The 25602-nt window shown below is 57.7% G+C and carries 21 protein-coding genes; 8 read left to right on the top strand and 13 right to left on the bottom strand.

Features of this window, described 5'->3' with window-relative positions; all coding sequences use genetic code 11:
- Nucleotides 1–73: 73 nt before the first annotated feature.
- Nucleotides 74–1288, bottom strand: coding sequence for a TonB family protein (locus R5R33_RS05780; protein ID WP_318955096.1), 1215 nt, complete (start codon nucleotides 1286–1288; stop codon nucleotides 74–76).
- 471 nt (nucleotides 1289–1759) lie between these two features.
- On the opposite strand from R5R33_RS05780, the gene R5R33_RS05775 reads away from it, so the two are divergent.
- From R5R33_RS05775 to R5R33_RS05765, 3 genes are all read left to right on the top strand, one after another.
- The gene (locus R5R33_RS05775) at nucleotides 1760–2461 is read left to right on the top strand and encodes a cyclic nucleotide-binding domain-containing protein (RefSeq protein ID WP_318955095.1); all 702 of its coding nucleotides are present in this window, start codon (nucleotides 1760–1762) and stop codon (nucleotides 2459–2461) included.
- A gap of 419 nt (nucleotides 2462–2880) precedes the next feature.
- Nucleotides 2881–4047, top strand: coding sequence for an efflux RND transporter periplasmic adaptor subunit (locus R5R33_RS05770; protein ID WP_318955094.1), 1167 nt, complete (start codon nucleotides 2881–2883; stop codon nucleotides 4045–4047).
- Nucleotides 4044–7214 (top strand): efflux RND transporter permease subunit, encoded by a 3171-nt coding sequence (locus R5R33_RS05765; RefSeq protein WP_318955093.1) that lies wholly within the window; start codon nucleotides 4044–4046, stop codon nucleotides 7212–7214. The genes R5R33_RS05770 and R5R33_RS05765 overlap by 4 nt, the downstream gene beginning before the upstream one ends.
- Before the next feature lie 102 nt (nucleotides 7215–7316).
- Here the strand turns inward: R5R33_RS05765 and R5R33_RS05760 are convergent, their stop codons facing one another.
- Nucleotides 7317–8156: a hypothetical protein gene (locus R5R33_RS05760; RefSeq protein WP_318955092.1), complete on the bottom strand. Its 840-nt coding sequence runs from the start codon at nucleotides 8154–8156 to the stop codon at nucleotides 7317–7319.
- 336 nt (nucleotides 8157–8492) lie between these two features.
- On the opposite strand from R5R33_RS05760, the gene R5R33_RS05755 reads away from it, so the two are divergent.
- Nucleotides 8493–9176 carry a hypothetical protein gene (locus R5R33_RS05755; RefSeq protein ID WP_318955091.1) on the top strand — a complete coding sequence of 228 codons (684 nt, stop codon included), beginning with the start codon at nucleotides 8493–8495 and terminating at the stop codon, nucleotides 9174–9176.
- Between the two features lie 270 nt (nucleotides 9177–9446).
- On the opposite strand, the gene R5R33_RS05750 is transcribed toward R5R33_RS05755, so the two are convergent.
- Complete coding sequence (locus R5R33_RS05750) at nucleotides 9447–9878, bottom strand: hypothetical protein (protein WP_318955090.1); 432 nt, start codon at nucleotides 9876–9878, stop codon at nucleotides 9447–9449.
- Nucleotides 9879–10124: 246 nt separating this feature from the next.
- Here R5R33_RS05750 and R5R33_RS05745 point away from each other — a divergent pair, with 246 nt between their 5' ends.
- Nucleotides 10125–10595, top strand: coding sequence for a methylglyoxal synthase (locus tag R5R33_RS05745; RefSeq protein WP_318955089.1), 471 nt, complete (start codon nucleotides 10125–10127; stop codon nucleotides 10593–10595).
- Between the two features lie 166 nt (nucleotides 10596–10761).
- Nucleotides 10762–11193 (top strand): ExbD/TolR family protein, encoded by a 432-nt coding sequence (locus R5R33_RS05740; protein ID WP_318955088.1) that lies wholly within the window; start codon nucleotides 10762–10764, stop codon nucleotides 11191–11193.
- A gap of 139 nt (nucleotides 11194–11332) precedes the next feature.
- Here the strand turns inward: R5R33_RS05740 and R5R33_RS05735 are convergent, their stop codons facing one another.
- Nucleotides 11333–12115 (bottom strand): tryptophan 2,3-dioxygenase, encoded by a 783-nt coding sequence (locus tag R5R33_RS05735; RefSeq protein WP_318955087.1) that lies wholly within the window; start codon nucleotides 12113–12115, stop codon nucleotides 11333–11335.
- 366 nt (nucleotides 12116–12481) lie between these two features.
- On the opposite strand from R5R33_RS05735, the gene R5R33_RS05730 reads away from it, so the two are divergent.
- Nucleotides 12482–13261, top strand: a complete 780-nt coding sequence (locus tag R5R33_RS05730) for an enoyl-CoA hydratase (protein WP_318955086.1) — start codon at nucleotides 12482–12484, stop codon at nucleotides 13259–13261.
- Between the two features lie 380 nt (nucleotides 13262–13641).
- The gene (locus R5R33_RS05725) at nucleotides 13642–15600 is read left to right on the top strand and encodes a sensor domain-containing diguanylate cyclase (RefSeq protein ID WP_318955085.1); all 1959 of its coding nucleotides are present in this window, start codon (nucleotides 13642–13644) and stop codon (nucleotides 15598–15600) included.
- Between the two features lie 114 nt (nucleotides 15601–15714).
- On the opposite strand, the gene R5R33_RS05720 is transcribed toward R5R33_RS05725, so the two are convergent.
- From R5R33_RS05720 to R5R33_RS05680, 9 genes are all read right to left on the bottom strand, one after another.
- Nucleotides 15715–17166, bottom strand: a complete 1452-nt coding sequence (locus R5R33_RS05720) for a M48 family metalloprotease (RefSeq protein WP_318955084.1) — start codon at nucleotides 17164–17166, stop codon at nucleotides 15715–15717.
- A gap of 62 nt (nucleotides 17167–17228) precedes the next feature.
- The gene (locus tag R5R33_RS05715) at nucleotides 17229–17906 is read right to left on the bottom strand and encodes a hypothetical protein (protein ID WP_318955083.1); all 678 of its coding nucleotides are present in this window, start codon (nucleotides 17904–17906) and stop codon (nucleotides 17229–17231) included.
- Between the two features lie 74 nt (nucleotides 17907–17980).
- Nucleotides 17981–18592, bottom strand: a complete 612-nt coding sequence (locus tag R5R33_RS05710; protein ID WP_318955082.1) for a hypothetical protein — start codon at nucleotides 18590–18592, stop codon at nucleotides 17981–17983.
- Nucleotides 18593–18683: 91 nt separating this feature from the next.
- Nucleotides 18684–19688 carry a VWA domain-containing protein gene (locus tag R5R33_RS05705; RefSeq protein ID WP_318955081.1) on the bottom strand — a complete coding sequence of 335 codons (1005 nt, stop codon included), beginning with the start codon at nucleotides 19686–19688 and terminating at the stop codon, nucleotides 18684–18686.
- Entirely contained in the window at nucleotides 19685–20767 is a 1083-nt protein-coding gene (locus R5R33_RS05700; protein WP_318955080.1) for a VWA domain-containing protein, read from the bottom strand. Before R5R33_RS05700 ends, R5R33_RS05705 begins: the two co-directional genes overlap by 4 nt.
- Nucleotides 20757–22061, bottom strand: a complete 1305-nt coding sequence (locus tag R5R33_RS05695; protein WP_318955079.1) for a hypothetical protein — start codon at nucleotides 22059–22061, stop codon at nucleotides 20757–20759. Before R5R33_RS05695 ends, R5R33_RS05700 begins: the two co-directional genes overlap by 11 nt.
- Nucleotides 22062–22157: 96 nt before the next feature.
- Nucleotides 22158–22952 (bottom strand): MotA/TolQ/ExbB proton channel family protein, encoded by a 795-nt coding sequence (locus R5R33_RS05690; protein ID WP_318955078.1) that lies wholly within the window; start codon nucleotides 22950–22952, stop codon nucleotides 22158–22160.
- 91 nt (nucleotides 22953–23043) lie between these two features.
- A complete protein-coding gene (locus R5R33_RS05685; RefSeq protein WP_318955077.1) occupies nucleotides 23044–23316 on the bottom strand; it encodes a hypothetical protein in 273 nt (90 codons plus the stop codon).
- A gap of 44 nt (nucleotides 23317–23360) precedes the next feature.
- Complete coding sequence (locus tag R5R33_RS05680; RefSeq protein WP_318955076.1) at nucleotides 23361–25451, bottom strand: SUMF1/EgtB/PvdO family nonheme iron enzyme; 2091 nt, start codon at nucleotides 25449–25451, stop codon at nucleotides 23361–23363.
- Between the last annotated feature and the right edge of the window lie 151 nt (nucleotides 25452–25602).

The following is a 25602-nucleotide window of genomic DNA, read 5'->3' as shown; positions in this document are numbered from 1 at the left end:
GCATTATGTTTCATGATCTGGCAAATTTTGAGCAATAAAAAACCCCGCATCGGCGGGGTTTTTTATCTGTGCATCAGTCCGGTAGGCGGAAAGTGATCGGTACGGTGAACTTGTACTCGTTCATCTTCAGCTGGGACGGTGTGGCGGGGTAGGGGCCCGCGCGCTCCACCGCATCCAGCGCCTCGCGGTTAAGGCTGGAGAAGCGTGACTCCTGCAGCGTTGCCACATCGATCACGTTGCCCTTGCTATCAATAGTGACGTTGAGGCGCACACTGCCTTCCTGACCGCGCTCCATGGCGCGCTTCGGATAGTTGATGTGCTTGAATGTATGACGCAGCAGCATGGAGTGATAGATCTGGCGGGCCAGAATCATATCCGCGGTGAGCGGTGCCTCATCTTCCTCTTCCTCTTCATCATCCATGGGCGGTGTCGCCGGACGCGTGGTGGTGGGCTTCAGCGGCTTGAGCTGGGTCTGCGCCACGGCTGGTGTTTCCGCTTTGGGTTCGGGGCGCGCCGGAGCGGGCTTTTCGATAGCGGCGCTGCCGATGGCGGCGAGTGTCGGTGCGGGAATATCGGCGCTCAGGTCAGGCTTGGCGACGGCTACAACCCTGGCTGGTTCCGGCTTGGTTTCATTTTTCGGCTCTGACTTGGCCGGTGCGCTGGCAGCGGCTACTTGTTCCTCTTTTTCGTAGGTCGCGCGAACCTGAGCCATGCGCTCGGCGCTCGGCTTCAGGGCTTCGAAGGTGGCCAGCAGGCCGCCTTTCACCTGGCCGGACTTCATCAGGTTATCGCGGAATTCGGTAGAAGGCGGTACGGAACCAATCCAGGCGCGCAGCAGCGTGTTGAAAAAGTCGCGATTCTTGATGGTGTCGAGCTCGACACCGTTCAGGGATACGCTGGTGGCACCACTACTTGCTGCGAAGTCGATACGTAGGATGTCACCTGCCAGCAAGCGACCGCTGAACAAATTGGCAAAGGTCACCATGTTGTCTGCCTGACCGGAGAGAGTGTCGGCAGGGTTGTTGATGGCGATACCTTCCATCCACTGGTTGCGCAGGCGACGAGCCGAGAGGTGATCGGCAACCACGCGAATTTCCAGTGCCCGCGGCATATTGTTATCGAGTAGGGACGCGGAATCGTTTGACAGGCGCTCGGAATATACCGCAGCAAAGTATTGGTCTTTATTGAATTGCTGTTCCAGGGCCAGACCGTTCAGAAGCGGTGCCGCTTTTACAGTCAGGGCCGTAGCGAACAAAAGCAGGGCGAAGACGAGTTTGGTCGATTTCATTTTGCTTGGATATCTATCTAAAGCCGGATGGGCAGAAACCGGCAGATCAAGCGCTGAAAAATCAATCAAAATACCCCAGACAAATTTCCAGCCACTTCGATCGCACCCTCCCCCCGAAAGGTGCGGGCTCCGAAAAAAGTCGCGAACGGCGAGTGGTTGAAATTTCTCCACGCGCAATATGAAATTATTCGGAGTACCGCCCAACTCTACTTCAACTGCAATGGAGTTCAACCCTGAAATGGGTAAAATGTCTCGTTTTTTCAAATCCGCGATCTGCTGGGGCAGACAGCTGTCACTTTCAGCCTAGAATGCGGCATCTGGTGGTGCGCGATATATTGCGTTACATCGACAGCGCACCGATCAAGGGCCGAACAAGAACGACCGGGTAAATGAATGTCGGGCATGCCCGATATGTCGGACGTTTATATAAGCAACACGCAACAATGTGTGTTTTAAACAGCCAAGATTTTCATGGATTACAAACCGCTTAGTGATTTTCCGCGGGATGCGGTTGATCGACTTCTTAATGTCATTCATCTCTTTCGCGATATTCGTGCCACCAGCGAGTGGCAATACGATGTCTTGCTGAAACGCTCGCGCCTGGTTTCCCTGGCGCGCGGGGAGGCGTTGCTGCACGCTGGAGATGTCGACCAGTGGGTGTATTTCCTGCTGCGCGGAGAGCTTCAGGTCCACGTGGACGATACGGCGGCGGCGCGAGGTGAGCGGCCGCTGGCTGTGATCCGCCCGGGCGAACTGTTCGGCGATCTTTCCATGCTGCTGGCTGAGCCGCGCAGTGCCACCATCGTGGCGGCACCGGTTGGCCAGGAAATTCAGGTGCTGGCGGTGGACTGCACCCTGTTCGGTGACCTCGAAGACTTTTCCCTGCTGCATCTGCCCTCCAAGCTGGTGTTCTACCGAAACATGGTGCATTCGCTGCGCTGGAAGCTCGAAGTCTATCGTTCGAAATATCCCACCCACGAGCTGGCCAACAGCCATCGCCGGCTCAAGCTCTATACCGGGCCTAAAAACTGCCGGGAAGAATTGCTGGCGCTGGCGGATCAGGCGCGGGACCTGGCGCGAATCCTGCTGGACTGGAATGCAGAATTTGGCAGCGGGCAATTGGCCGCCGAGGAGTCTGACATGTCCGATTTTCTCGAATCCATCCTTTCCTGATCCGCAGCGCGATTCCTCGATCAACCCCAAGGCATTGATCTGTACGTGCGGCCGATCTTGGGGTGGCATCTCAACGGGCGGGATTTGCCGGCCGGCTTTGCCCCTGGGCGGGATACTTCATGTTCTTCCTTCTATATATGGACTCCATCAATCCGTGTCCGCATTAACCCTTCCCTAGGCTGATCCAGCAGACCGGCTTTCAGCGTATCAGGGGACAGCGGCAACATGCTGCGGACTTGTGGATTGATGGTTTTCCCACCGGCGTCATCTTTTTCTGTTCTTCTGTGGCCAGATGTTCCTGTGGATTTCGCAATCCGACAGCTGTAGTCAATGCAGGGTAGGGACTTTGTGCATAAAATGCCCATCTTCAAGCCGTCCTGGCTGAGTTTTTCAACCTCCGTTAATGCAGGAATGCAGGTATGAATTTTCTGTTGAGCTTCTGGCGGCAACGCAACTATCGGATGGCTGCGGGGGTGGCGCTCGCGGCATTCATCTGGCTGCTGAGCGGGTTGTGGTCGGATGATACCGCCGACATGGGCGGGAAGCCGGCTGCCGAGTCCGCCCGCGGGCGGGCAGGTGCGGAAACCCTGAGTGTCCGTGCGCGCCAGCTGGAAGCCCAGCCTTACCTAACCCGTGTCGTGGTGAATAGTCGCACCGAGCCCAATCGCAGCGTCAAGTTGCGCGCGGAACTGGATGGCGTGATTGCCGCACTGCCAGTGGCGGAGGGCCAGCGGGTGGCTGCCGGTGATGTGATCTGTGAGATTGCCGAGGAAGACCGGCCGGAAAAACTGGCGCGCGCGCGCGTCGCTCTGCGCAAGGCAGAACTGGACTTTGCCGGAGCGAAAAAATTGCAGGGCCGGGGGCTGCAGTCGGACGCGGCCATGGCGCAGCAGGAAGTGGCACTGGCGACTGCGCGCGCGGACCTGAAGCGCGCACAGGTGGATGTGGATAACCTGCAGATCCGCGCTCCTTTTACCGGGCTGGTCAACAGTCGCGCGGTAGAGCTGGGAGATTTCATTCGCCGCGGCGAAGAGTGTGCAACCCTGCTGGATCTCGACCCGATTCTGGTTGTGGGTGAAGTTTCCGAGGTACAGGTGGTCAGTCTTAACCCCGGAGCCCAGGCCAGTGCGCAATTGCAACTGGGGCAGGTGGTTCAGGGAAACCTGCGATACGTGAGCCAGGAGGCACACCCTGTCACTCGCGCCTACCGGGTGGAAATGGCTGTCCCCAATGAACAAGGCGTATTGCGCAGTGGTATCAGTGCGCGTATGGCGCTTCCCACCGGGGAAGTGCTGGCGCACCGGATTAACTCTTCCCTGCTGACCCTGGATGATGAAGGGCGCCTGGGGGTGCGGACGCTGGATGAGGAGCAGCGGGTGCATTTTGCCCGTGTGCAGCTGATCAGTGATGAGAACGAGGGTGTCTGGATTACCGGTCTGCCATCGCGGGCGACGTTGATCACTGTGGGACAGGAATATGTGACCGAAGGCGAGCGGGTCGAGGCGGTGTTTGAAAATACCGCCGGAGATCTGCCCGCTCCCAGCGCGCAGTCTGCGGACAGTGCACAAGTCGAGGTCCAGCCATGAAACTGTTGGAGAGCGCGGTAGAGCGTTTCCGCAGCAGTATCAGCCTGATGCTGTTGATCGTCTTGATGGGTATCGCGGCGCGCGGTGCCATGACGGTGCAATCCAATCCGGAAGTAAGCCCACCGATCGTCATCGTTCAGGTCAGGCACGAGGGCATTTCTCCCGAAGACGGTGTGCGATTGCTGATCAGGCCTTTAGAGCAGGAAGTTCGTTCGCTGGAAGGTGTCGAGCAAGTGATGGCCACCGCGCGGGAGTCACTGGTGTATCTGGTGATTGAATTCGACTCGGCGGTGGATATCGACCAAGCCGTGGACGAGGTACGCAATGCAGTGGATCGCGCAAAGGCTGAGTTGCCCCGCGATGCCGATGAACCCATTGTTGAAGAAGCGTCGACGCATCCGTTTCCGGCTATTGTCGTGACCCTTGCGGGCGATGGCCTAAGTGAAAGGGAGCTACTGCGCAGCGCACAGATGTTGAAGCGCAAGATCGAAACGATCGGCGATGTACTGAGTGCGGATATCACCGGCAATCGGGAGGAGGTAGTGGAGGCCACCATTGATCCGGTGCGTCTGGAACACTATCAGATTACCAGTGGTGAACTGATCAACGCGGTGCTTGGCAACAACTTGTTGATTCCCGCGGGTGAAATGGATGTCAGCAAGGGGCGATTCTCGGTAAAGGTTCCGGGCCTGATTGAGACCGCCGACGATGTCTACCAGATTCCGCTCAAGCGGTCGGAACACGGTGTGGTGACACTGGGGCAGGTGACGGATATCCGTCGCACCTTCAAGGATGCCACCAGCTTTACCAGTGTGAACGGCCAGCCCGGGATTGCGATCAATGTAGAGAAGCGCACTGGTGCCAGCTCTGTGGATGTTGCAGACGGGGTACGCGCGGTGGTAAATGCGGAGCGTGAGTATTTGCCGCGTGGCGTGAACGTCGATTTCGTGTTCGACATGTCACAATTTGCCCGGGACATGGTCAGTGAAATGGAGGGAAATATTCTCACGGCGATGTTGCTGGTCATGATCATCGTGGTGGGGGCGCTCGGTTTTCGCTCGGGCCTACTGGTGGGTTTAGGTATTCCATTCTCCCTGCTTTTTGGCTGCATCATCACCTGGTATCTGGGTTACACATTCAATTTCATGGTGATGTTCGGCATGCTGTTGGCGCTCGGTATGCTGATTGATGGCTCCATCGTGATCACCGAGTTCGCCGACCGCAAAATGGCAGAGGGCCTGTCAGCGCGGGTGGCCTATTCCATCGCAGTGCGACGGATGCTCTGGCCGGTGGTGGCCTCTACCGGCACTACGCTTGCGGCCTTCCTGCCGATTATCTTCTGGCCCGGCGTTGTGGGCGATTTCATGCGCTATCTGCCGGTTACCGTTTTTGCCGTTCTGGCCGGGTCACTGGTGTACGCGCTGTTTTTTGCCCCGATACTCGGGTCGGTGTTTGGCAAAAGCAATATGGATTTGCAGACCCAGCAGTATCTGAAACAGCTGGAAAACGGTGAGCCGGTTTCCCTTGGTGGCATTACCGGGCTCTACGCGCGGATGCTGGACCCGATCGTGCGCAGACCTTTCGTGTCATTTGTGGCGACGATACTGGTGCTGATCGGAATATTTATCGCCTTCGCCAGGTTCAATCCCGGAGTGGAATTCTTTACCGAGACCGAAGAGCAATACGGCAACGTGGAAGTGCGTGCCCAGGGCAACCTGTCGATCGAGGAAAAGAAAGCGCTGGTCGCCCAGGTGGAATCTGCGCTGATGCAGGTGCCGGAGGTGCGCATCGTTTACTCGGCCATCGGCTCTGGTGGTATCTCCGGCAATTCGGAAAAGTCCCCGGACCAGATAGCCAACCTGCTGGTTGAGCTTGTGCCCTCCAAGGAGCGCGAGCGCAGGAGTCGAGAGATCTTTGCGGATATCCGCGCACGTACGGGCAATTTTCCCGGGATAAAAACCGTCGCCAATCCCTTCGAGGGTGGGCCGCCGGTGGGCAAGGATATCGTGCTGGAATTGCGCAGCCGCAATTATGACAAATTGCTGGCGGAGACCTGGCGTCTGCACCGGGCGATGGAAGGTGAATTCGACGGCCTGCGGGATATCGTCAATACCGCACCGCTTCCCGGAATCGAGTGGGAGGTAAAGGTCGACCGCGCCAAGGCCGCGCTGTATGGCGCAGACCTGACCGGCGTCGGTCGTGCGGTGCAGCTGGTGACTAACGGTGTATTGATGGCGGAATACCGCCCGGATGATTCCGACGAGGAAGTGGATATCCGCATTCGATATCCGGAACACGCACGGGGTATTACCGCGCTGGACGAGCTCAAGGTGAATACACCCAATGGCGCGGTGCCAATTGGCAGCTTTGTATCCAGGGTAGCCGGACCCAAGGTGGACAAGATCGAGCGCATCGACGGAATTACCCGCATGCAGGTGAAAGCCGATGTGAACGATGGTGTCCTGGCCGACGACAAGGTACGCGAAATTCGCCGGTGGCTGGTGGAGCACCCGATGGATTCTGAAGTGGAGTTGTTATTCCGCGGTGCCGATGAAGATCAGAACGAGTCCCTGGTGTTCTTGCAGGTTGCGTTCTCTCTCTCGCTGTTCCTGATGTTTATCCTGCTGGTGACTCAATTCAACAGCTTCTACCAGTCCGCGCTGATTCTCTCATCGGTGATCATGTCCACCGCTGGGGTGATACTGGGACTTACCCTTACCCAGAGTACCTTCAGTGTGATCATGACCGGGGTGGGGATCGTGGCGCTGGCAGGTATCGTGGTGAACAACAATATTGTACTGATCGATACCTACAATTATGTGCGCAAGGCGGAACCCGAGCTGAGCTGTGCCGCCGCCGCCGTGAAGGCATCGGCACAGCGGTTGCGCCCGGTATTCCTCACCACCGCCACTACCATCCTCGGCCTGTTGCCGCTGGCAATGGGGGTGAGTGTTGATATGGTCGGGCGCACGGTTGTGGTAAACGGCGTGATCGCATCTTTCTGGGTAAAGCTGGCCAGTGCCATTGTCTATGGACTCAGCTTTTCCACACTGTTGACCCTCATTGTGACGCCGGTAATGCTGGCGTTGCCGTCCGCACTTAGAGAAATCATGGTTGGTGTTATGAGGGGCTTGAAGCCACTATTGCCGATGAAAGATGGGAAGTAATCAGAAGAAGGTCGGGGCGCAGGCCCCGAAGACCTGACGCCAGCCATAAAAAAACCCCGGGGATACCGGGGTTTTTTGTTTCTGTCTGCCAGAAATGACAGCTTAGGCTTGAGCCGGAGCCTTCGGCGGACGACCGCGGCGAGCCGGAGCCTTCTTGGCGGCACCAGCCTTGGCAGCTTTGGCGGGACGACCGGGCTTTTTCTTGGCAGCGCCAGCCTTAGCCTTAGTCTTGGCCGGACGGCCGGGCTTCTTGGCGGCAGGGGCGGCAGCGCCAGCTTCAGCAGCGGCTTTCTTCGGGCGACCGGGCTTTTTCTTGGCAGCGGCCTTGGCTTTGGCGGAAGCAGCTTTGGCTTTCTCGGAAGCCTTCTTCTTGGCTACGGCAGCTTTTTTCTTCTCTGCGGCAGCTTTCTTCTTGGCAGCAGCGGCAGTCTTTTTCTTGGCAGCAGCGGCTTTTTTCTTGGCAGCGGCAGAGGCTTTCTTCTTCGCAGCAGCAGCGGCCTTCTTCTCCGCAGCAGCCTTCTTCTTGGCGGCAGCGGTGGCTTTCTTCTTCTCGGCTGCGGCTTTTTTCTTCTCAGCAGCAGTCAGCTTCTTGGTGATGGTAGCCTCTTCTTTGGCTACGGCCTTGGCCACTTTTGCCATCAGCTTGTTGTCAGCGCTGATGGTGGCCAGCTTGGCTTTCGCGTCAGCGGCAGCTGCTTTGGTGACAGCGGCGGCCTTCTTGGCTACAGCGGCTGCTTCCTGGGCGGCCTTCAGCTGCTTCTGCTGAGCAGCAGACTTTTTCTTGGCGCGGGCAGCTTTTACTTTGGCTTGTGCAGCAGCTACCTTTTTGGCGGCGGCGTCGGCATCCTTGGAGAGCTTGTCAGCTTCTTTTTTGGCTTCAGCTTCCTGGCCGCTGCGGGCCTTTTCGAGCTGGGCTTTCAGAGAGGCGAGTTCCGCTTCCAACTTCGCAACGGCGCTCACCGTGGTAGTGGTGGCTTTCTTACGTGCGGCCATAAAATATCCCTGTATCTGAATTTAATATCTAGGTGTTATTTTGGATGAGTGGAATTCATCGCGCTAATTGCAGCTCATTTATATACTTGAATGCAAGTGTTTTAAGGGTGTTTTTACTCCGTAATGAATAAATTTAAGGTTTTTTTTACGTTTATCGGGTTTTTCTGGTTGCTGGCCTGCGGATTTTGGGCTGTGCTCGCCCTGTTGCGGGGCCCGGATACCAGTTCAGTAACCGCCTGGATTGGTCTTTTAATAAATGCCTGGGCATTACCGTTTTGGATGCTGTTGCGCTATTTGTTTCCCGCAAAAATATCCGGGGATATACGTGAGCCGGGTGCATTTGCCGGAGTGCTGCTGGGGCTTGCACTGGTTTTACTTGCGGACAGCGAGCGCGGTTGGCCCGTCTATCTGGCGATATACAATCTGTTTGTATTCCTGCTCTATCTCTACCACTTGAGTTCGGTCGCCTGGCCGCCGGCGCCCGCAGTGGATTCTCTTTTTCCTGCGGTTGAAGAAATGAATAAAGGCCGCTGGCGAGTGGAGGATTACTGTAGCGAGCACAGCGTGGAAGGAGTGATAGTGCTCTTTCTGCGGGGAAGTTATTGCGCGGATAGCCGCAACCAGTTGCACCAACTGCGCGCGCTGCAGGAAGAGCTGCTGGGGAAAAATGTCGGTCTAGTGCTCTGGAGTGTACAGGGAGAGAACAAATGGCCGCGCTGGTTGTTGGCCCATGACTCGGCTGTTAATACCCTGCGGGTAAGGCAGCTTGCACAACCAGTGCCGGAAATGTTCGTTGCCGCTAACGCTGCACCGTTTCTTCTGCGCCCCTGGATCAAAGATGCTGCGCGCCCGAGTGCCTGGCTTGTGGATGCGGAGGGAAATATCTTGTGGCGGGAACTTGCCGCCAATTATCGAACCCCGGTTTCTGTGGCGACCCTGGGCAGCCAGTTGTTCCGCTTGCAGGAATGAAAATACAGACCGGCAATCGAAACCGGCTTGTGAAAAGCCGGCGTCGAAAATGAACTTTGGCAGATAAATGAAGGGTGAATTTCCCTGGATAGAAAAAACAAAAGGCGTATCGTTTTCCGATACGCCTTTTGTTTTTGGTTCGCCAACCTAGCTGTCAGCGATTCAATATGCTGCGGAGCGAAAGTCCCCATTTGCACATATCAATGTTAGATCGGCTTAGTGCTAGATCGGCTTAGTGCTAGATCGGTTTAGTACTGGATCGGTTTAGTACTAGATAGGTCCGTAGGGCAGGTAGCGGTTGTCGGAGTGCTGGCGAATCCACAGCAACTGTTCGCGGGCGAGGGGGGATTTGCGCAAACGCAGGGATTTGGCCAGCGGGATGACCGGAGACTCGGCGCCGCCCTGCCAGTCCTGTAGTTGCGCTTCCGCCAGGGTGAAAAAACGGATCAGAGCCCAAACCTGTTCATCGTCCCACTGCGCAGCTTCCTCCAGCCACTGTGCTGCCGGCAGGCCCGAGAGCCAGCTTGCGGAAGTCAGTTCAGAGTCCGTGTTTAGCAGATCCGGTGCCGACAGACCGGGTACGTTTCCTGCATCTGTCTCCTGTAGGGCGTCGATAATACGTATCAGCAGTGTCCGGTCGATTTCTTTGCGCGACTGGTCATTGGAAGCTGATTTGGCGGGTTCCCAGGCGCCGACACTCATAATCACTCCTATATATATGAAAGCGTGAACGTAAAGGGGGCGGATTATACCCTCGGCCGCTGTATCAAGGTGGCGTTTCGCAGTGCGATAGCTGGAATTTACACGAATGGATGGCGGCGGCGGAATTTAGCATAATCGTCCCGTTCTCCCGGATTTTGCGTTGGGCGGGTTTGAATAACCACACTCACACCAGAGTCGGCGGCGGGGAGCAGTAGCGTTTTCATCCACAGTTGCCCGGGGGGCCAAGTGAACTATATAGATCAGCCGATTGGCGCGCAGAAGCGCATCGCACTGGTGGCGCATGACAATCGCAAAGCGAGCCTGATTGAATGGTGCCTGCAACACCGCGGCGTTCTCGAGCAGCACCAACTGCTGGGAACCGGTACTACCGGTACGCAGATCGAGGCTGCCACTGGTATGGCGGTGGAAAAGCTGTTCAGCGGCCCCATGGGTGGCGACCAGCAGCTGGGCGCCCGCATCTGTCAGGGCGAAGTAGATATCCTGGTGTTCTTCTGGGACCCGTTTGAGCCCATGCCCCACGACCCGGACGTGAAGGCGCTGCTGCGCATCGCCGCAGTGTGGAATATCCCGGTAGCGTGTAATGCCAGCAGTGCCGATATGATGATCCATTCCGCATTGATGACCCGCAGTTTTCCCCGGCAGGTACCTGACTATCAGGGCTATCTGGCGGAAAGAAAGGGTGAAATCGTTGCCTGAAATTTGTGCTGCCCGAACCGGACGGCATTGTAACTTGTTGATTTTAAGGGATTATTTTTCGGCAAAAAGGTTGCACTTGCATTGGTGGCCATTTCCCGGCAATCTTCCCCACCTGATTAGACCGGGTAACCGGCGTAATTCGAATTAAAAAACAGTACGGTGTTTTATGAGTAGACGACGCGGTAAGGCCGTAGAAGAAGAAAAGGCCGATATTGACCTGACGCCCATGCTGGACGTTGTGTTCATCATGCTGATCTTCTTTATCGTGACGGCATCCTTCGTAAAAGAGAAGGCGCTGGACGTGAACGTGCCCGATCCTGATCAGCAAGTAGAGACTCCGCCAGACCCCGACAAGCAGAACATCCTGCTGACCGTGAACGCGGCAGACGAAATCTGGATGGGAGCCAGCCGTATTGATAGCCGTGCGGTACGTGCCCGTATTGCCCAGCTGTACGCGGAAAACCCCCAGGCCATCGTGATCGTGCGCGCGCACAACAAGTCCAGCGCGGATACTTACGTGACCATCGCCGACGCGGCGAAAGCGGTAAACCCGAACATTCAGGTTTCCCTGGTGCCTTTCGAAGACAAAAAGCGGTAACGCTTCTTCAGGGCCCGCCCCTCGGGGCACAAAAAAGCCAGCAATTGCTGGCTTTTTTTATGTCTGCGATTTGCAGGCGCTGTTGAAGAGCGCTTTGACGGCGCGGTCCTCCCGCGCTCGCCAAAGTGCATATCGCCGATCAGAACTCCGAGCGGATGGCCCACAGGTCCGGGAATACAGGCCTGAACAGGGTGCTCTGCAGGTAACCGACACCGCTGGAGCCGCCGGTTCCCATCTTGTGGCCAATGGTGCGCTCCACCATCTTCACATGGCGGTAGCGCCACTGCTGCAGCGAAGTGTCGATATCCACCAGCGCTTCGCAGATATCGCTCACCAGCGGGTCGTTCCGGTATACATCGATCAGCACCTTCTGCACGGCTGTCGAGGGGGCCGCTACCTGACTGAAATCCCGCTCCAGCTCCGACTTGGGAATGTGGTGCCCCTCATGGGCCAGGAAGCGCAGGAAGGCGTCCCACAGGGTCGGAGCCTCAAGGCGCTTCTGCAGGCGGCGGTAGTGCTCGGAACCGGGTTCATAGTTACTCAGCTTCTTTGCATCCTTTGCACCGTAGAGGAATTCAAGCTCGCGGAACTGGTAGGACTGGAAGCCGCTGGCGGTGGACAGGCGGTCGCGGAAAGACATGAACTCCAGCGGTGTGAGGGTCTCCAGGATATCCACCTGCTGGATCAGGGTGCGGTAGATGGCGTCCACCCGTTTCAGGGTGTGCAGTGCGCGGTTGCGCTCGCCGCCGTTGAACAGGCGCACCAGGAAGTCGAGTTCGTGCAGCAGCTGCTTGAACCAAAGCTCGTAGCTCTGGTGGATCACAATAAACAGCAGTTCGTCGTGCTCCGGGCCATCCGACAGTGGCTGCTGGCATTGCAGCAGCTCGTCGACCTTGAGATAGGAGCTGTATGTCACCGTCATTTGGGGAATATTCCTGTCTTGCTAACACTGCGACCGAAATGGTTGTACCGGTTTTGCCAGTGATGTGAATCTTAAATTGCGTCAATTCGCAAATCTGTGGCCGCATTATAAGGTCTCCTCCAAATTAGTTGGAAAATTCCTTTGGCCCTGAGGTGCTGGCGGACTGCGTGGAGAATTGGCAACCCAAACTGGTCGAATCGGACTTCGTGCGCCAGCGGGGGAGTCGCTACACTATTGGCCTGTTCAGACTATAAATGCGATGCCCGCCCGGTATCCGAGACTTGCGGATTCCCGGCGAATTCCAGGGCCGGCGGAAAACCGAGCGCGCAGTATCGCGATAACCACAGAATATGCGGAGCCCACCACATGCAGAGCCAGTGTGCGGAAATTCAGACTCAGGTATCCGGGCGGGTACTGGAAATCACCATCAACCGTCCGGAGCGCAAGAACGCCCTTACCATGGCCATGTACGCCGCCATGGCAGATCTGCTGAACGAGGCCGCTGGGGACCCCGGGGTAAGAGTGGTCATTCTGACCGGCACCAGTGGCGTTTTTACCAGTGGCAATGATCTGACCGACTTTCTCGGCGGTTCCGCCAGTGGCGAGGAGTCCCCGGTGTTCCGCTTCATGCATGCGCTGTACCACTTCCCCAAGCCGGTGATTGCCGCAGTGGCCGGTCCGGCGGTAGGTATCGGTACTACACTGCTGCTGCACTGCGATCTCTCCATTGCCGAAGACGACGCGGTTTTCCAAATGCCTTTTGTGAATCTCGGTCTGTGCCCGGAATACGGCTCCAGTTTCCTGTTGCCGCGGATTATGGGGCACGCCAAGGCCTCGGAACTGCTGTTGCTGGGGAAAAAGTTTGATGCACAGACCGCGGCGGACGTAAACATTTGCAATGAGGTGGTGTATGCGGGTGGGGCACTGGACCGCGCCCGGGTCTACGCGGCAGAACTCGCACAGAAGGCACCGGAAGCGCTACGCCTGACCAAAAAACTGTTGCGCCAGGGCACGCTGGAAAATGGTATGAAGGCTATCCAGGAAGAGGCCGGACACTTTATGACACGCCTGAAATCCGAGGAGTTTCGCGAGGCGGCTACGGCATTTATGGAGAAAAGGCCGGCAGATTTTTCCCGGTTTGACTGATATTTGTACGGTTTGCTGTTGTCCTGGGTAAACATTTTCCGGGTAAATATTTCAAAAAGGTCACCTAGGGTGACCTTTTTCGTTTGCCATAGAGCACGTTTGCTGGGATGTAGTTCTCATTTTTTATGTTTTTAGTGTGGTTTTGTTCTGTTTGTTTTTAAGGGATCCGCTTTGTCCAGTGTAAATTGGGGCATGATTAACAATTCGTGAGCCGGTACACTTTCTAGTACGGCCGACTATCCAGTGCCTGAACTTCCGCCGGGTAATTTTCCAAAAGATAAGATTCGCCCGCGCCCGGAACATTCAAAATTGCGCAGGGTTTCTGCGATAACCTGGTTTTCAGGACCATGAACGTCTTAGCTCTTTCCGTTCGTTTTACCATGTCACGGCTCCGCTGCGGCTTCCCACTGGGTTTCATCGCGCTTGTGTGGGGATTGCTGTGCGCGCAGGTACATGCCGGGGTCTCCGCAGAGGCTGCGGGGGAAAATACGCAGAATTTTGCGCTCACTGCGCCGCTACATACCTACGCTGAGGTCATCGATATCGATGGTGCGGAGGATGGCAGCAAGCGTACCGGGCAGGCTGCTGTCTGGCACGATACCAGCGGCCAGGCGGACCTCTCTGCGGCGTTGCGTGCGCTGCAAGCGGGGGATTTCCGTCCATTGCCCGGTGCCGGTTCTACCGGGATGCAGAAGGGCAGCTACTGGTCTTTCTTTGTGCTGCACAACTCCACGGATGCGCCGGTGCCACTGCACCTGGAATATGTGGACCACCAGCTGATCCGGTTACAGGCATTCGAGAGCCCGGTCAGGGCCGCACCGGATTTTGCGGAGGTGGCCAATCTCGCCATGGGCGAATCCTTTGCGATGCGGCCCGTATTTCACAACCGGTTTGTGGTGCCGGTGGAACTTGAACCCGGCGCGTCAGAAGCCTTTCTGATCCGGCTTGATTCCGAAGAGGCCGGATTCGTGTTTCCGTCCATGCGGATCTGGACTCCCGATGCGCTGAGCCAATCCCACACCGCTGAGACCGCGGTACTGTCCTTCCTGTTTGGCGGCGTCACCCTGATTTCACTGTTCTCGCTGATTGTCGGGCTGACCACCCGCGAGTCCAGTTTCTTTGCCTATTTCGTTTACGGCCTGTCCAAGATTGCGGCCTGGGGCACCATTCTTGGCTTTACCCACCAGTATTTACTGCGCGACGGATTTCACTGGAGCTATATGTCTGCCGCGGGCGCGGTCAGTATCCTGTGCGGTGTCATCTTTGACCGCCTGTTCCTGCAAACACGCAAATATACCCCCAGGCTGGATCTGGTCCTGATTCTGATGATGGTGAATGCTGCGGTATTGCTCGGCAGCGCGCTGCTGCAGATCAAGGCCCTGGCGCTGATCAGCATCACCCTGGCGCTGTTGTTGTACCCGGCATCTACCGTGATCGCGATAGTGCGCTGGCGCCAGGGGTCCAGCGAGGCGGCGGTGTTTGCGGTGGGCTGGACGCTGTTGCTGGCGGGGCTGTTCTTCCAGGCGCTGCGGGATCTGGGGTATGTAGAGCACAACCTGGTGAACTACTACCTGCCGCCGCTCAGTTCATTTATCGAAATGGTCACCATTATGGCCGCCATGGGCATGAAGCTGCGTCGCCTGCGCCTGCAGGGGCTGGAATCAGAGCGGCAGTACCGCCGCCATCTCGAGCAGTCCAAGGTCAAGCTTGAAGGTCTGGTGCGCGCGCGCACCGAGGAACTGGAAAAGGCGAAGCAGCAGGCGGAATTGGAGGCGCGTACGGACCCGCTCACCGGTATCCGCAACCGCCGCAGTTTCCTCGCCGATGCCGGATTGTGCATCAAGCGCGCCCAGCGCAAGGGTGAGCCGGTGAGTTTGCTGATGTTTGATATCGACCACTTCAAGTCGATCAATGACAACCACGGCCACGGTATCGGTGACGAAGCCCTGCGCCAGTTCAGCGTAACCATCCAGCAGAAAATCCGTGAAACCGACGTGTTCGGGCGCCTTGGCGGCGAGGAGTTTGCCCTGCTGATTACGGAAACCCGTCCGGACTCCCTGCACACTGCCGAGCGCCTGCGGGACAATATCGCGCAGATCCGCCTGGACTGTCCTGTGGGCAGCGTGCAATTTACCTCGAGCATCGGTGTCGCCCATGCCACACAGGACGAATCGGTAGAGCAGCTGCTGCGGCAGGCGGACCACGCCCTCTATTGTGCCAAGGAGCGCGGACGCAATATGGTGGTTGAGTACACTGCGGAACCGAATGCGAGTGAAAGGGGATTGCCGCTTTCTGAGTCACAGCATGTCGATATGCTGTCGAGCCTGGAACCTGCGTGACGCTGAACCCTGACCGGGATCGAAGGAACATCGGAATAAGTTAAAAAATAAAAGCCGTGAGCCAGCTTGGCCCACGGCTTTTTTATTGCGGCAGTGGAAAAGTTTCGCTGCGGATCACTGCACGATTTTGATCCACTCACCCGGCTTCGGCTCCCCGCGCGGGTAGTAGCCATTCAACAGGCGCAACTGTTCTTCCGCGTACTCACCGATTTCCATATGCCGTGCCAGCGAAGCGAAGGTGGTCTTGTCGTTGGCCTGCACATAGCGCACGCGCTTGATGTCCGGCTTGGTGATGTCGGTCTGGCGCAGGGGGCGGAAACTGCGAATGCTGGTCATGTACAGATTATCGAGTTCTGTCGCGGCCTCTGTATTTTTCGGTTTCTCGATGGACTTGCCTTCCAGAATGTACTGGCGGCTGCCGTAAAACAGGATTGCCACCCGGTCGGGGCCGTCGGCGGACTTGGCCGGCAGCTTGCCGGTGTAGCCTTCCAGCCGGTATTGGCTTAGGGCCTCATCCTGTTCCAGGCTGCGCACATCGTATACGTCGCGCAGCGCCATATCTGCCGGCTGGTTGCCATCGCGCTTGTCCACCCTGATGGTGAGTGTCGCGGATTTGTCTGGTGCGGTGCCGACAATGGCGGAACGCTGGTTCTCAACCGTCCAGCCCTCGGGGAAGAGTAGGGAAAAACCGAGGCTTTTGTGATTGAAGCGGTTTTTCTCGCTTTCCTGGGCGTTGGTGCCGTAGACGATGCCGTCGGTTTTTTCGCGATAGTACTCGACCTTGGTGACCTTCTTGTCTTCCGGCAGTTTGCCCGCCGCTTCCACCACTTCGCGCAAACGCACATCATTGCGCGGGTGTGAAGAAAACACGCCGTGGTAGGTCTGCTGTTGCTTGCCTTCGATCCTCGCGCGGCGACGGGAAAACGTTTCCTGATCCTTCAGCAGCGCGATCACGTTGATCATGGACTGTGGATCATAGCCAGCGTTGTACATGTATTGGGCGCCAAAGCGGTCGGCCTCCAGTTCCATATCTCGCCCGTAACCCTTGACCGCCGCGGTACTCCACAGGTTGGCGACATCGCCTACCACGCCGCTGCCGGTAACCAGCACCGACAGTACCGAGGCAACGCCGGCACCGGTGGCAGCGGTCTTCTGGCGCACCGCATGGCGTGCGGTGATATGCCCTATTTCATGGGACAGTACCGCGGCCATTTCCGCTTCCGAGTGCAGGTAGGTGAGCAACCCGCGGTTGATATACACGTAGCCGCCGGGAAGTGCGAAGGCGTTGATGTCCTGGCTGTCGATGATGGTGAAGTGGTAGGTGAGATCCGGCCGGTCACTGGCCTTGGCGACCTTCTGACCCACGTGTTCCACATAGGCGGTCAGGATCGGGTCGTTATAGATGGGCGTACTGGCCACCAGCTTCTCGTGCATCTCGCGCCCGATCTTGATTTCCTTTTCCTCCGACATCAGTACCAGATCCGGCCGGTTGGTGGCCGGATTGAAGGCGCAACCGGTTGCGGTGGCCAGCAGTAGGGCGGCCATGATTCTGTTGAGCGTATGCATCTGGGTCTCCTGTCGTTATTGTCTCCAGTCGTGATCGCCGCTGCGGTCAGGTTCCAAAGCGTTCAGCGGCTGGCGGATTGTGGCGGTAACAAGAATTCCTGAAGTTGTGCAGCCATGCCCTTGCAGGCGTTGTTCTGAACCCGCGCAATCAGGGGGATTGGCACCACGATGGCCGGCATATAGGAGGTGCCCTGGGCATCGGCACTGATCTTTCCGGACAGCTCCTGATCGCGGAAATCCCACACCGACGCTTCGTAATCGGACTCCTTGTCCCAGGTGCCGAAACCGAAACAGCCTGCGCCGGCGGTACCGATGGAGCAGCCGATGGAGCCGGCGCTCGATGTGGTCTCGGTGGAGCCGTCAATCCATACGATGTATTTGATGCCGTACTTTTCCATGCGGTCGCGTACGTCGGGAATATCCATCAGCTTGCTGAGGGACTTGATGTGCATGGGCGCAGTGCGCGGTTCAAACCAGGGGTAGAGCGCGTCCACAAATTGCTGCTCGGGAATGACGACCACCCCGGCCTTCGGGTTGTTCAGGGTTTTGCCCACGCAGTCGATGAGATCCGGCTCGGTTTCGTAATCGCTCGAGTGGCGGCGCCCGAGAATCACCACCGAATCACCTACGGCTAGCTCACCGGTGCTGCGGCGATACTCGTCGATCACCACGGTGGTACAGCCACTGTTGAGCGCGGCCAACATCGATATGGAAAAAAGTGTGCCTAGAAATTTCACCACTACATCCTCCTTGAAACCCGTGCTTGCAGCCGTCTGAACTGGGGTGCCCGGGGAACGACTCCATCGGTAGAAAACTATTCGTCAGTTTCCGTCTGCTTCATGCTCAGGGCACGCTGCTTGCCAGCGAGAAACGCCTGCAGCTCCGGTACCCGCTCAAACCCCGTATACAGGGTCGCGCCCGCGTCCCTAAGTGCCACATTGATCGCCTGCGCCAGTGCGGCTTCCTGGGACTTCAGAAACGCGGTGGGGGTCTTGCCGTAGGCGGTGATCACCCAATCCGCCACAGATTCGCCCTGCTGGTTGTAGGCGTGCATGTCGTACTTGATCCACACCTCGAAAATATTGACCCGGGTTTCCCGCGGCATGGTGAACTGCAGTTCACGCACTTCCGGTACGATCACCAAGTCTACGCCCTGGGGGAGATCGCTCGGGTACTGGGACAGGTTCACCGTCTCCTTGAACATGGAGCCGAGTACGGTTTCAAACAGATTTTTCTGTGCACGCCCGGTGTTGATATTCCATTCGTCGCGATCATCGCGGTTTTCGCTGTAACTGAATTTGCGGAAGTCGTCACTCAGGAATATCCCCACGGTGAGTGGATGCTGGGTGCCCACTGGCGCGGGAAATTTGCCATCCACAGAAACGGTGTGCGCACAGGCCGTCAGCAGGCCAGTGAGTATCACCATGGCGGCGCTCCTGAGCGCGCGTGGCTTAAATAAAAAAAGTCCCTTTAACAAGTGAATCATCTAGTTTCCTCACCCATCGTCGTTATTCCATTCAACGGAAATCGTTCAGCCCCACAAAGGTGCCGCCATTCCTGTAGGTCAGCTCACGCATCAGCGCCGCGAACCTGATTCCGGTCGTTTGCAGGTGCAGCGGGCGCGAAAACTGGATCGGGAAGCCGATAGCATGGATACGCACCATGCGATCGTTTTCACCGCGTTCGGCGTTCACCCGATCCACCGCCATCATCACGTTGCGGATGGATTTGCCGGTAAATTCGTCGCCCAACACGTAGATACTGATTTTCTTGTTGGGGTCGTGGAAGGTGCGCACGGCCTTCTGGATACCTTCCACCGGGCTGGAATTACTGAAGGGATTCCAGGAGCGCAACCGGTCCAGTACCGCCTGGCGGCGCCCGGGGGTATCGGGGATCCATTTGTTGCGATAGTTGGAGAACATGTAGTCCCCCATGTCGTTCAGTACCTGGATACCCTTCACATTCGGATACAGGTCGAGAGTGTTGACCATCTCCTGAATCATGCGGTCCCAGCCGTAATTGAACATACTGCCGGAGGTATCGATGATGAACAGGATGTACTCACTGTCCACCGGAATTCCGCCGATGACATTGTTCTTGCGCTGGTAGTTTTCCCCCAGTAGCCGCTTCATCTCATCGGTCATTGACTGCAAGGCAATGGTCAGCTCGCCCTTGAGTTTGCCTTCCTCGGAGTCGTTTTCGGTTTTCTTTGCGTACACCGCTTGCAGCGTTTCCAGCTCGCCCCTGAGTTTGGCGATACGTTTGGTCTCGATATCCAGCTGCTCTTTTTTCGCGTTGAGGTCGCGGTTCAACACACTGGTCTCTCCGCGGATTTCCGCCAACTGCTCCTGCAGCTCCTGTACCTGACCGTCGAGATCCAGATCGGCTTCTTCCAGCACAATCGGTTCTACAGTCTTGGCGATCATCAGCAGCAGGACGATGGCGCCGAAACCACAGCAGATCACGTCGAGGAAGGAAATGCTGAATTCTTCCTGTTGCCGTTTATTGCGTTTGCTACTCATGGCCAATCCTTTGATGGTGCGAGGAATGATCCGTGGGTATCCATGGCCAGCTTCCAGAATTCGCTGGCCGCCATAGGATCGCCTTCCATGGGTGCGAGAATCACATTGACCGGAATGCTCTTCGGCAGCGCATCCACCGCCTTGCGGAACAATTTGAGGCGGTCATTGCCGGAAACCGTGTTGCCTTTTGCCGCCTGCATTCCCTGGGTGGGAAGGCCATCCGTGATCAGGATGATGTTGTCTGGCAGTGGCGACATGTTGTTTACCGCACTGAATATCCGTTCCAGGCTGGTGCCATTCTGTGGCACGATGGTTTCCAGCCCCTTGATGGCATCGTCCATCTGGGCGCGGTCGTCCACATTCAACCAGCGTGTTTCGGTACCGACGATGGCAGCACGGAAACTGGTATTGAAAGTGTAGATCTGGTACTGACTGTCCTGGGGGAACTGCGATACCAGCCAGGACACTGTCTGTTTGGCGCGGCGCCATTTTTCCGTATCGCGTTTTACCGCATCGGACATATTGCGCGTACGGATCACTTTGATCAGCTCATCGCCCAGCATACTCGCGGAGGAGTCCAGCAGGATCAGGATGCGATCGCCGCCGAGGCGCAGGCCGGTGAGGTATTGGCGATCGCCATCGCCCACAAACTTGCGCACATTGTTGCCGAGCTTTTTGTTTTCCTCTTCCAGTTTCTGTTTCGCCTGCTCGAGCTTTTTCAGTTTTTCCTGCAAACGGGCGACTTCCATTTCATCGGTGGTGCTGTCGACTTCGGCAATATTGCCTTTCACCTCCTCAATCTGTTCCATGATGCGCCGCGCAAGTCCCTGGGTCTTGGCCAGCTCATCACTGGTGGTGTCGAGGGTGTTACGGGCAAGTACCAGATTTTCCTGACCGAACTGCACCTCCTCCTCCAGCAGGTTTACTTCTGCCGCCAGATCCTGATTTTCAGCCTTAAAGTCGTGGTCAGCACCGTGTTTTATGATCAGGAAGATCAGTGCCACGGCGCCGAAGCCGCAGGACATGATGTCCAGAAACGACAGGCTGAAGGTGGTAAACCGCCGCTTTTTACGCGCCATAGTGCTCCACACTGATCGCAGTTATGACATCGGAAAAATCCGCCACGCCGATACGGTCGCCGGCGGTAAGATTGACCGGTGTGGAAATTTCCTTGCCGTTCAGCATCAGTTGCGCGCCAGCATCCACCCGCAATGCGAGTCGACCCGCGTGATGGGTAATGGTGGCGGCGGGGTGGCTGGGCGGTGTCGGTGTAACCTGAAGCTTTCCTTCCTGCCAGCTGACGAACAGCGGTTGTTGCGCTGCCAGTGCGCGATTGCCAAAAAGCAGGTGGGTGGCGCCAGCCTCGGTGGCGGCATTGACCTGCACCGCTATATCACCCACGGGGGCTGCGCTCAGTTCGGTGATCAGCCGCAGGTTGCCCGTTTCGCTGTGCACTTCCTGCCAGCGCTTGTCTACCGCCAGCGCCACTGCATTGTGGGGCATCAGGTAAATACGTTCCGCCAGTTGTGCTCCGCCGGGAATTTCCGCCCAGCGATGGGAGACAAACACCACGCTGTTGGCTTCGCTCAGGTTTTCGATCATGGCGCGCACCCGCGACAGGATCGGCGTGCTTGCGTCCTGCAGTTGGCGCAGGCTGACCTTGGCGGTGCGGTCATCCAGTTCCGCCATGACTTCGCCCTGACGCATGGCGCGGGCAATCCACAGCGGCAACATGTCATAAAGCTGCTGTTCTGCTTCTGCAGAATGCAGCGGATCGAAGCGGCATTGCATGATGAACGCATCGGTGAATATCCGCGCCCAGGCTTCCTGGAAATGCTGCAGGCCGGCATCGGTTACGGTTTCCGCAATATCCAGTTCTGCGCGTTCGTGCACGGCCACACGGCTTACCAGTGTCTGGTGGCGGTGCAACTCCACATGCAGATGCACACCGCGCGGCGCGCAGCTGCTGATACAGGCAGTGGCAGCATCGGCGAGAGCCACGACATTAAAGGGGCTCTCCTTTACCACGCCGAGTAGCAGCGCCAATTGCTCACGGGTGAAATTGGCGGGAACGGCGAGAACCACTTCATCGGGAAGGTCGCACAGCCCGGCGATTTCTTTCAGGTGGCAGAACGCCAGGTCCGCGTGGTGGCGGCAGCCGGGGTTTTCGGATTTCACCGTTTCCAGACTCAGCCTGCGCCAGAACTGGTGATTGACTTGAGTGGGGTGGCTGCGCGCACGCATCAGTGCGCCGGTACCGGTGATGATTTCGCGGTTGTTGACGATGGCCACGCCGGGACTTTCCAGCACTTCGGTGGTGCCGTGAAACATCCGCAGGCCGCAGTCGTTGATTTCCAGTACACCTTTGCTCATGGGAGCTCCTGTTTCCCTGATGCGGTAACCCTGTCCCCGGTTACCCGCCGATTATTCCGTTGGTACTCGCCCGATACAGATTTGCCCGCAGGCCGATCAGCTCACCTTCAAAAAACGCAGCAGTTTGTTGTCGCAGTAATTCTGGGTGTCCAGCACCAGTCGCTCCTGCATCAGCTGCAGCTGGTGCGTGAAAAACATGATCACAATGCTGATCACCAGTGCGACAAACGTGGAGTTGAAGGCCACGCCCAGGCTCACGGTGACTCCGGCGATATCACCTTCCACCGCTCGGTGTGCCTGCGCCAGCGCCTCACCGATACCGCGCACGGTGCCGATAAACCCGATGGAGGGAATGGCCCAGGTGATGTAGCGCACCATCGCCAGTTCTGAGTCCAGTCGGTCGCCCTCGGTTTCACACACCTCTTTTACCGAGTTGGAAACTGCGGCCACGTTGCGGGTGGAACCGAAGCGCTGCAGTGCGGTGAGGAGTGCACGAGGCAACAGGAAGTTGCGTTCCTCTTCCGGCAAGGCCTGGATTGGCCGCGACAGGTCGCGCGCGTCTTCCGGCAGAATCGGTGTTCCTTCACTGACGTTCAGCAGTGCCTGGTCCAGCAGCTTGCGCTCGCGCATGCTGCGGCGCGCTTTCAGGCCCATGATGGCCGTGGCCCACAGCATCAGTACAAAGCAGGCTTCCTGTTCGTAGTCGCGCAATACGATGTACATCGAGCGCTGCTGAATATAGGTCTCCCCGGCCGCTTCCCGCGCCAGCTGTTCCTGGATCAGGGCATCGGCGTTGGGGCGGATGATGGCCACATAAATGGCGTGCACCAGGATGATGGCGCCAAGCAGCGCGAACAGCTGGAACATAAAATCTGATGACTTGAATTTCATGGGTATTCCCGCATTTTTGTGGGGCCATTCCTTTGGCGAGGCCCGGGTATTACTCTGGTTTCCGCTGGATTCTTCGCGTTAAGCGCTATGTCTAGATATCCACCGGGTAGGAGACCGACAGATCCTCCGAGATTTCTTCCGTTGCTTCGTAATTGTCCGCGCTCTGCGCGCTCTGTGCCTTGATGGTCGCGGGCGGCTTTTTGTTGCTTACCGATGCTGGCTGCGCACTGACGGTTTCTTCCTGCTTTTCCTGATCGGCTTCGCTGCTTTCCGCGGCTGATTGAGCCAGCGCGCCCACAGAGAAACTGCACAGCAGTATCAGCGGCAGGAATTGCAGCACCGCGCTTCGTTTTTTTTGTTGCATACCGTTACCTCGCGGTTGTCGGGTTTCGCTATCCGTTGACGTTCTCAGTTAACCCAGCGGGCCACACGGAAGCCCACATCGTTGCGCGCTTCGGCGCCATAATCGCGGTACGCCAGGCGCAGCTCGGTCAGGCCTGCGTGCCGCCAGCTGGAGCCGCGCAGTACGTGGTAATCGCCATCCTGCGGCCCCACCGGGTTTTCTTCCGCCCTGGTGGATAGGCCTGTGCCAATGGTGTACAGATCGTGGATCCACTCGGAGACGTTGCCACCCATATCGAACAGGCCTAGGTGGTTGGGGCTGAAACTTGCCACCGGTGCAGTGGCGGCGTAGCTGTCGTTGTAGGTGCGCAGTACCGCGGGGATTATTTGCCCGGCACTGCTGTCGGCGTAGTTGCCCGAGTTTTTCCCCACCGGCAGCGCATCGCCCCAGGGGAATTTGCGCATGGCACCGCGATCGTAACGGGCGGCCCAGGCCCATTCGGCTTCGGTAGGCATACGGTAGCCATTGGCATTCACGTCAAACCCCACCACGCGACCGCGCTCGGTGCGATAAACCTCTTTCAGACCGTCGCGGGCACTCAACCAGTTGCAGAAAAGAGCAGCATCATTCCAGCTGATGTTCACCACCGGCAGGTTGTCGTTATCCAGGCTGACGCCGTTGGCGTGGCTGGAACTGTGCATACGCTGGTATTGGCGGTACTCGCGATTGGTGACCTCGGTAGTGCCCAGGTAGAACGGACGGGTGAGGGAAATTTTGCGCAACACCTCATTGGCCTGGCGCCCTTGTTCGCGTCGCGACGAGCCCATGGTGAATTCCGAATTGGGTCGCATCAGCAGCATTTTGCCGCCGGCACCGTGCGTCATTTCCGCGGGAACGTTGCTCCAGCGTGCCTGCTCGCCGGTGAGCAGCACTGCGCGTACGCTCTGTTTCAGCTTGCTGGAGGGCACGATGGTGGTCTGGTAATCCTCATAGCCTGCCTTGCGCACGCTGATGGTATGGCTGCGGGTGGGCAGGGTGAAGGTCTCGCCGGCGATGCCCGCCAGCTTGCCGTCGATAAACACCTGTGCCTCCGGCGGGCTGCTGGTGATGGTGACATCGCCGAACACCGCAGTGAGCTCCACATTCAGATCACGCAGGTCGCCGGCACGCACATCCACGGAGTGTTCCACGGAGCTGTAGCCGTCGAGGAAAAAGCGCAGCTGGTGCCGGCGATTGGAAGAGAGTTCCACATCCATCGGCGCCCGGCCGCGATACTCTCCATCAACGGTGATACTGGCGCCGGGTGGATTGCTTACCACCCGCAGAGTGCCATCGGCAGCGGCGAGATTGACGGTTTGCAGAGTCTGGTCCACACCGGCGGTTACCGGCACGGGTAGCTGCACGGTTTTGTAATCCGGCAGGGAGATATCGACCGTGCGATCGCCCTGTACCAGTTCCGCAGTCAGCGGTGTAGTACCGAGAATTCTTCCTTCCACGCTGACGGTGGCGCCGGCGGGATTGCTGGTGATGTGTACATTGGCCCAGGCCGGGCGCAGGCTGGCAGTGAGCGTCTGGGTATTGTCGAGGCCCTCGATTTCTACTTCCTTGCTGAAGGGCAGGTAGCGCTCGGTGAGTATGGTAATGCGTTTGCGGCCTGCGGGAATGGATTGGGCGAGGCCGTCGCTGCTGTCCACTTCGGTGCCGTTGACGAGAACGCGCACCGGTACCCGCGGTTCGGCGATGACTTGCAGGTGGCCGGGCAGGCGTTCGAGTTTGACCGCGTGGCGGCTGTTACTGTCGCTGCTGATTTCCACTTCACCGCTCTGTGGCAGGTAGCCGGTGGCGGAGACGGTGTAGTGGTAGTTACCGGGCAGTACCAGGTGCCCGTCACCGAGGCGCAGGGCGAAGCCGCTTACCGAGATATCGGCGTCTGCCGGCTGGGTTTCAAAAATCAGCGAGCGTGCCACCAGCAGATACACCAGTATCAGCGCACCGAGGCATAGGCAGGTGGCAACGGCGATGGCCTTGGGAGAGAGCAGCAGTTTGTTGCCACCTGTGGAAACCGGGGCGGGAATGAATCCGATCGGCTGGATGACGGAGGCATCTTCATTAGCCGGCTCACTGTCGCGAACGGGTACCGCTTCCTGGGCTGTCATTTATGGTTTCCTGTTACTGCGTATTTATTGATTTTTCCGCCGCTGCTGTCGCGCTGGTTTCCCTGCCGTGGCGGTAGGGGGCAAAAGGTCCAAAGACAGAGCCGCGCATTTCAGCTTAGTCCGCTCTGGCCCTGGCGGCCTCGGCGCCGGG

It is taken from the genome of Microbulbifer pacificus (assembly GCF_033723955.1).
In the GTDB taxonomy this organism is placed as follows: Bacteria; Pseudomonadota; Gammaproteobacteria; order Pseudomonadales; family Cellvibrionaceae; genus Microbulbifer; species Microbulbifer pacificus.
The sequence above is the reverse complement of the archived record's forward strand: the minus strand, read 5'-3'. Positions and strand labels throughout refer to the sequence as shown.

Bases quoted from the DNA above. Each gene is read 5' to 3' on its own strand.
- R5R33_RS05780 (WP_318955096.1), bottom strand. From the start codon at position 1,288: ATGAAATCGACCAAACTCGTCTTCGCCCTGCTTTTGTTCGCTACGGCC.
- R5R33_RS05695 (WP_318955079.1), bottom strand. From the start codon at position 22,061: ATGAGCAAAGGTGTACTGGAAATCAACGACTGCGGCCTGCGGATGTTT.
- R5R33_RS05690 (WP_318955078.1), bottom strand. From the start codon at position 22,952: ATGAAATTCAAGTCATCAGATTTTATGTTCCAGCTGTTCGCGCTGCTT.
- R5R33_RS05770 (WP_318955094.1), top strand. From the start codon at position 2,881: ATGAATTTTCTGTTGAGCTTCTGGCGGCAACGCAACTATCGGATGGCT.
- R5R33_RS05685 (WP_318955077.1), bottom strand. From the start codon at position 23,316: ATGCAACAAAAAAAACGAAGCGCGGTGCTGCAATTCCTGCCGCTGATA.
- R5R33_RS05710 (WP_318955082.1), bottom strand. From the start codon at position 18,592: ATGGTGATACTCACTGGCCTGCTGACGGCCTGTGCGCACACCGTTTCT.
- R5R33_RS05775 (WP_318955095.1), top strand. From the start codon at position 1,760: ATGGATTACAAACCGCTTAGTGATTTTCCGCGGGATGCGGTTGATCGA.
- R5R33_RS05680 (WP_318955076.1), bottom strand. From the start codon at position 25,451: ATGACAGCCCAGGAAGCGGTACCCGTTCGCGACAGTGAGCCGGCTAAT.
- R5R33_RS05735 (WP_318955087.1), bottom strand. From the start codon at position 12,115: ATGACGGTGACATACAGCTCCTATCTCAAGGTCGACGAGCTGCTGCAA.
- R5R33_RS05725 (WP_318955085.1), top strand. From the start codon at position 13,642: ATGTCACGGCTCCGCTGCGGCTTCCCACTGGGTTTCATCGCGCTTGTG.
- R5R33_RS05765 (WP_318955093.1), top strand. From the start codon at position 4,044: ATGAAACTGTTGGAGAGCGCGGTAGAGCGTTTCCGCAGCAGTATCAGC.
- R5R33_RS05705 (WP_318955081.1), bottom strand. From the start codon at position 19,688: ATGAGTAGCAAACGCAATAAACGGCAACAGGAAGAATTCAGCATTTCC.
- R5R33_RS05750 (WP_318955090.1), bottom strand. From the start codon at position 9,878: ATGAGTGTCGGCGCCTGGGAACCCGCCAAATCAGCTTCCAATGACCAG.
- R5R33_RS05700 (WP_318955080.1), bottom strand. From the start codon at position 20,767: ATGGCGCGTAAAAAGCGGCGGTTTACCACCTTCAGCCTGTCGTTTCTG.
- R5R33_RS05720 (WP_318955084.1), bottom strand. From the start codon at position 17,166: ATGCATACGCTCAACAGAATCATGGCCGCCCTACTGCTGGCCACCGCA.
- R5R33_RS05730 (WP_318955086.1), top strand. From the start codon at position 12,482: ATGCAGAGCCAGTGTGCGGAAATTCAGACTCAGGTATCCGGGCGGGTA.
- R5R33_RS05740 (WP_318955088.1), top strand. From the start codon at position 10,762: ATGAGTAGACGACGCGGTAAGGCCGTAGAAGAAGAAAAGGCCGATATT.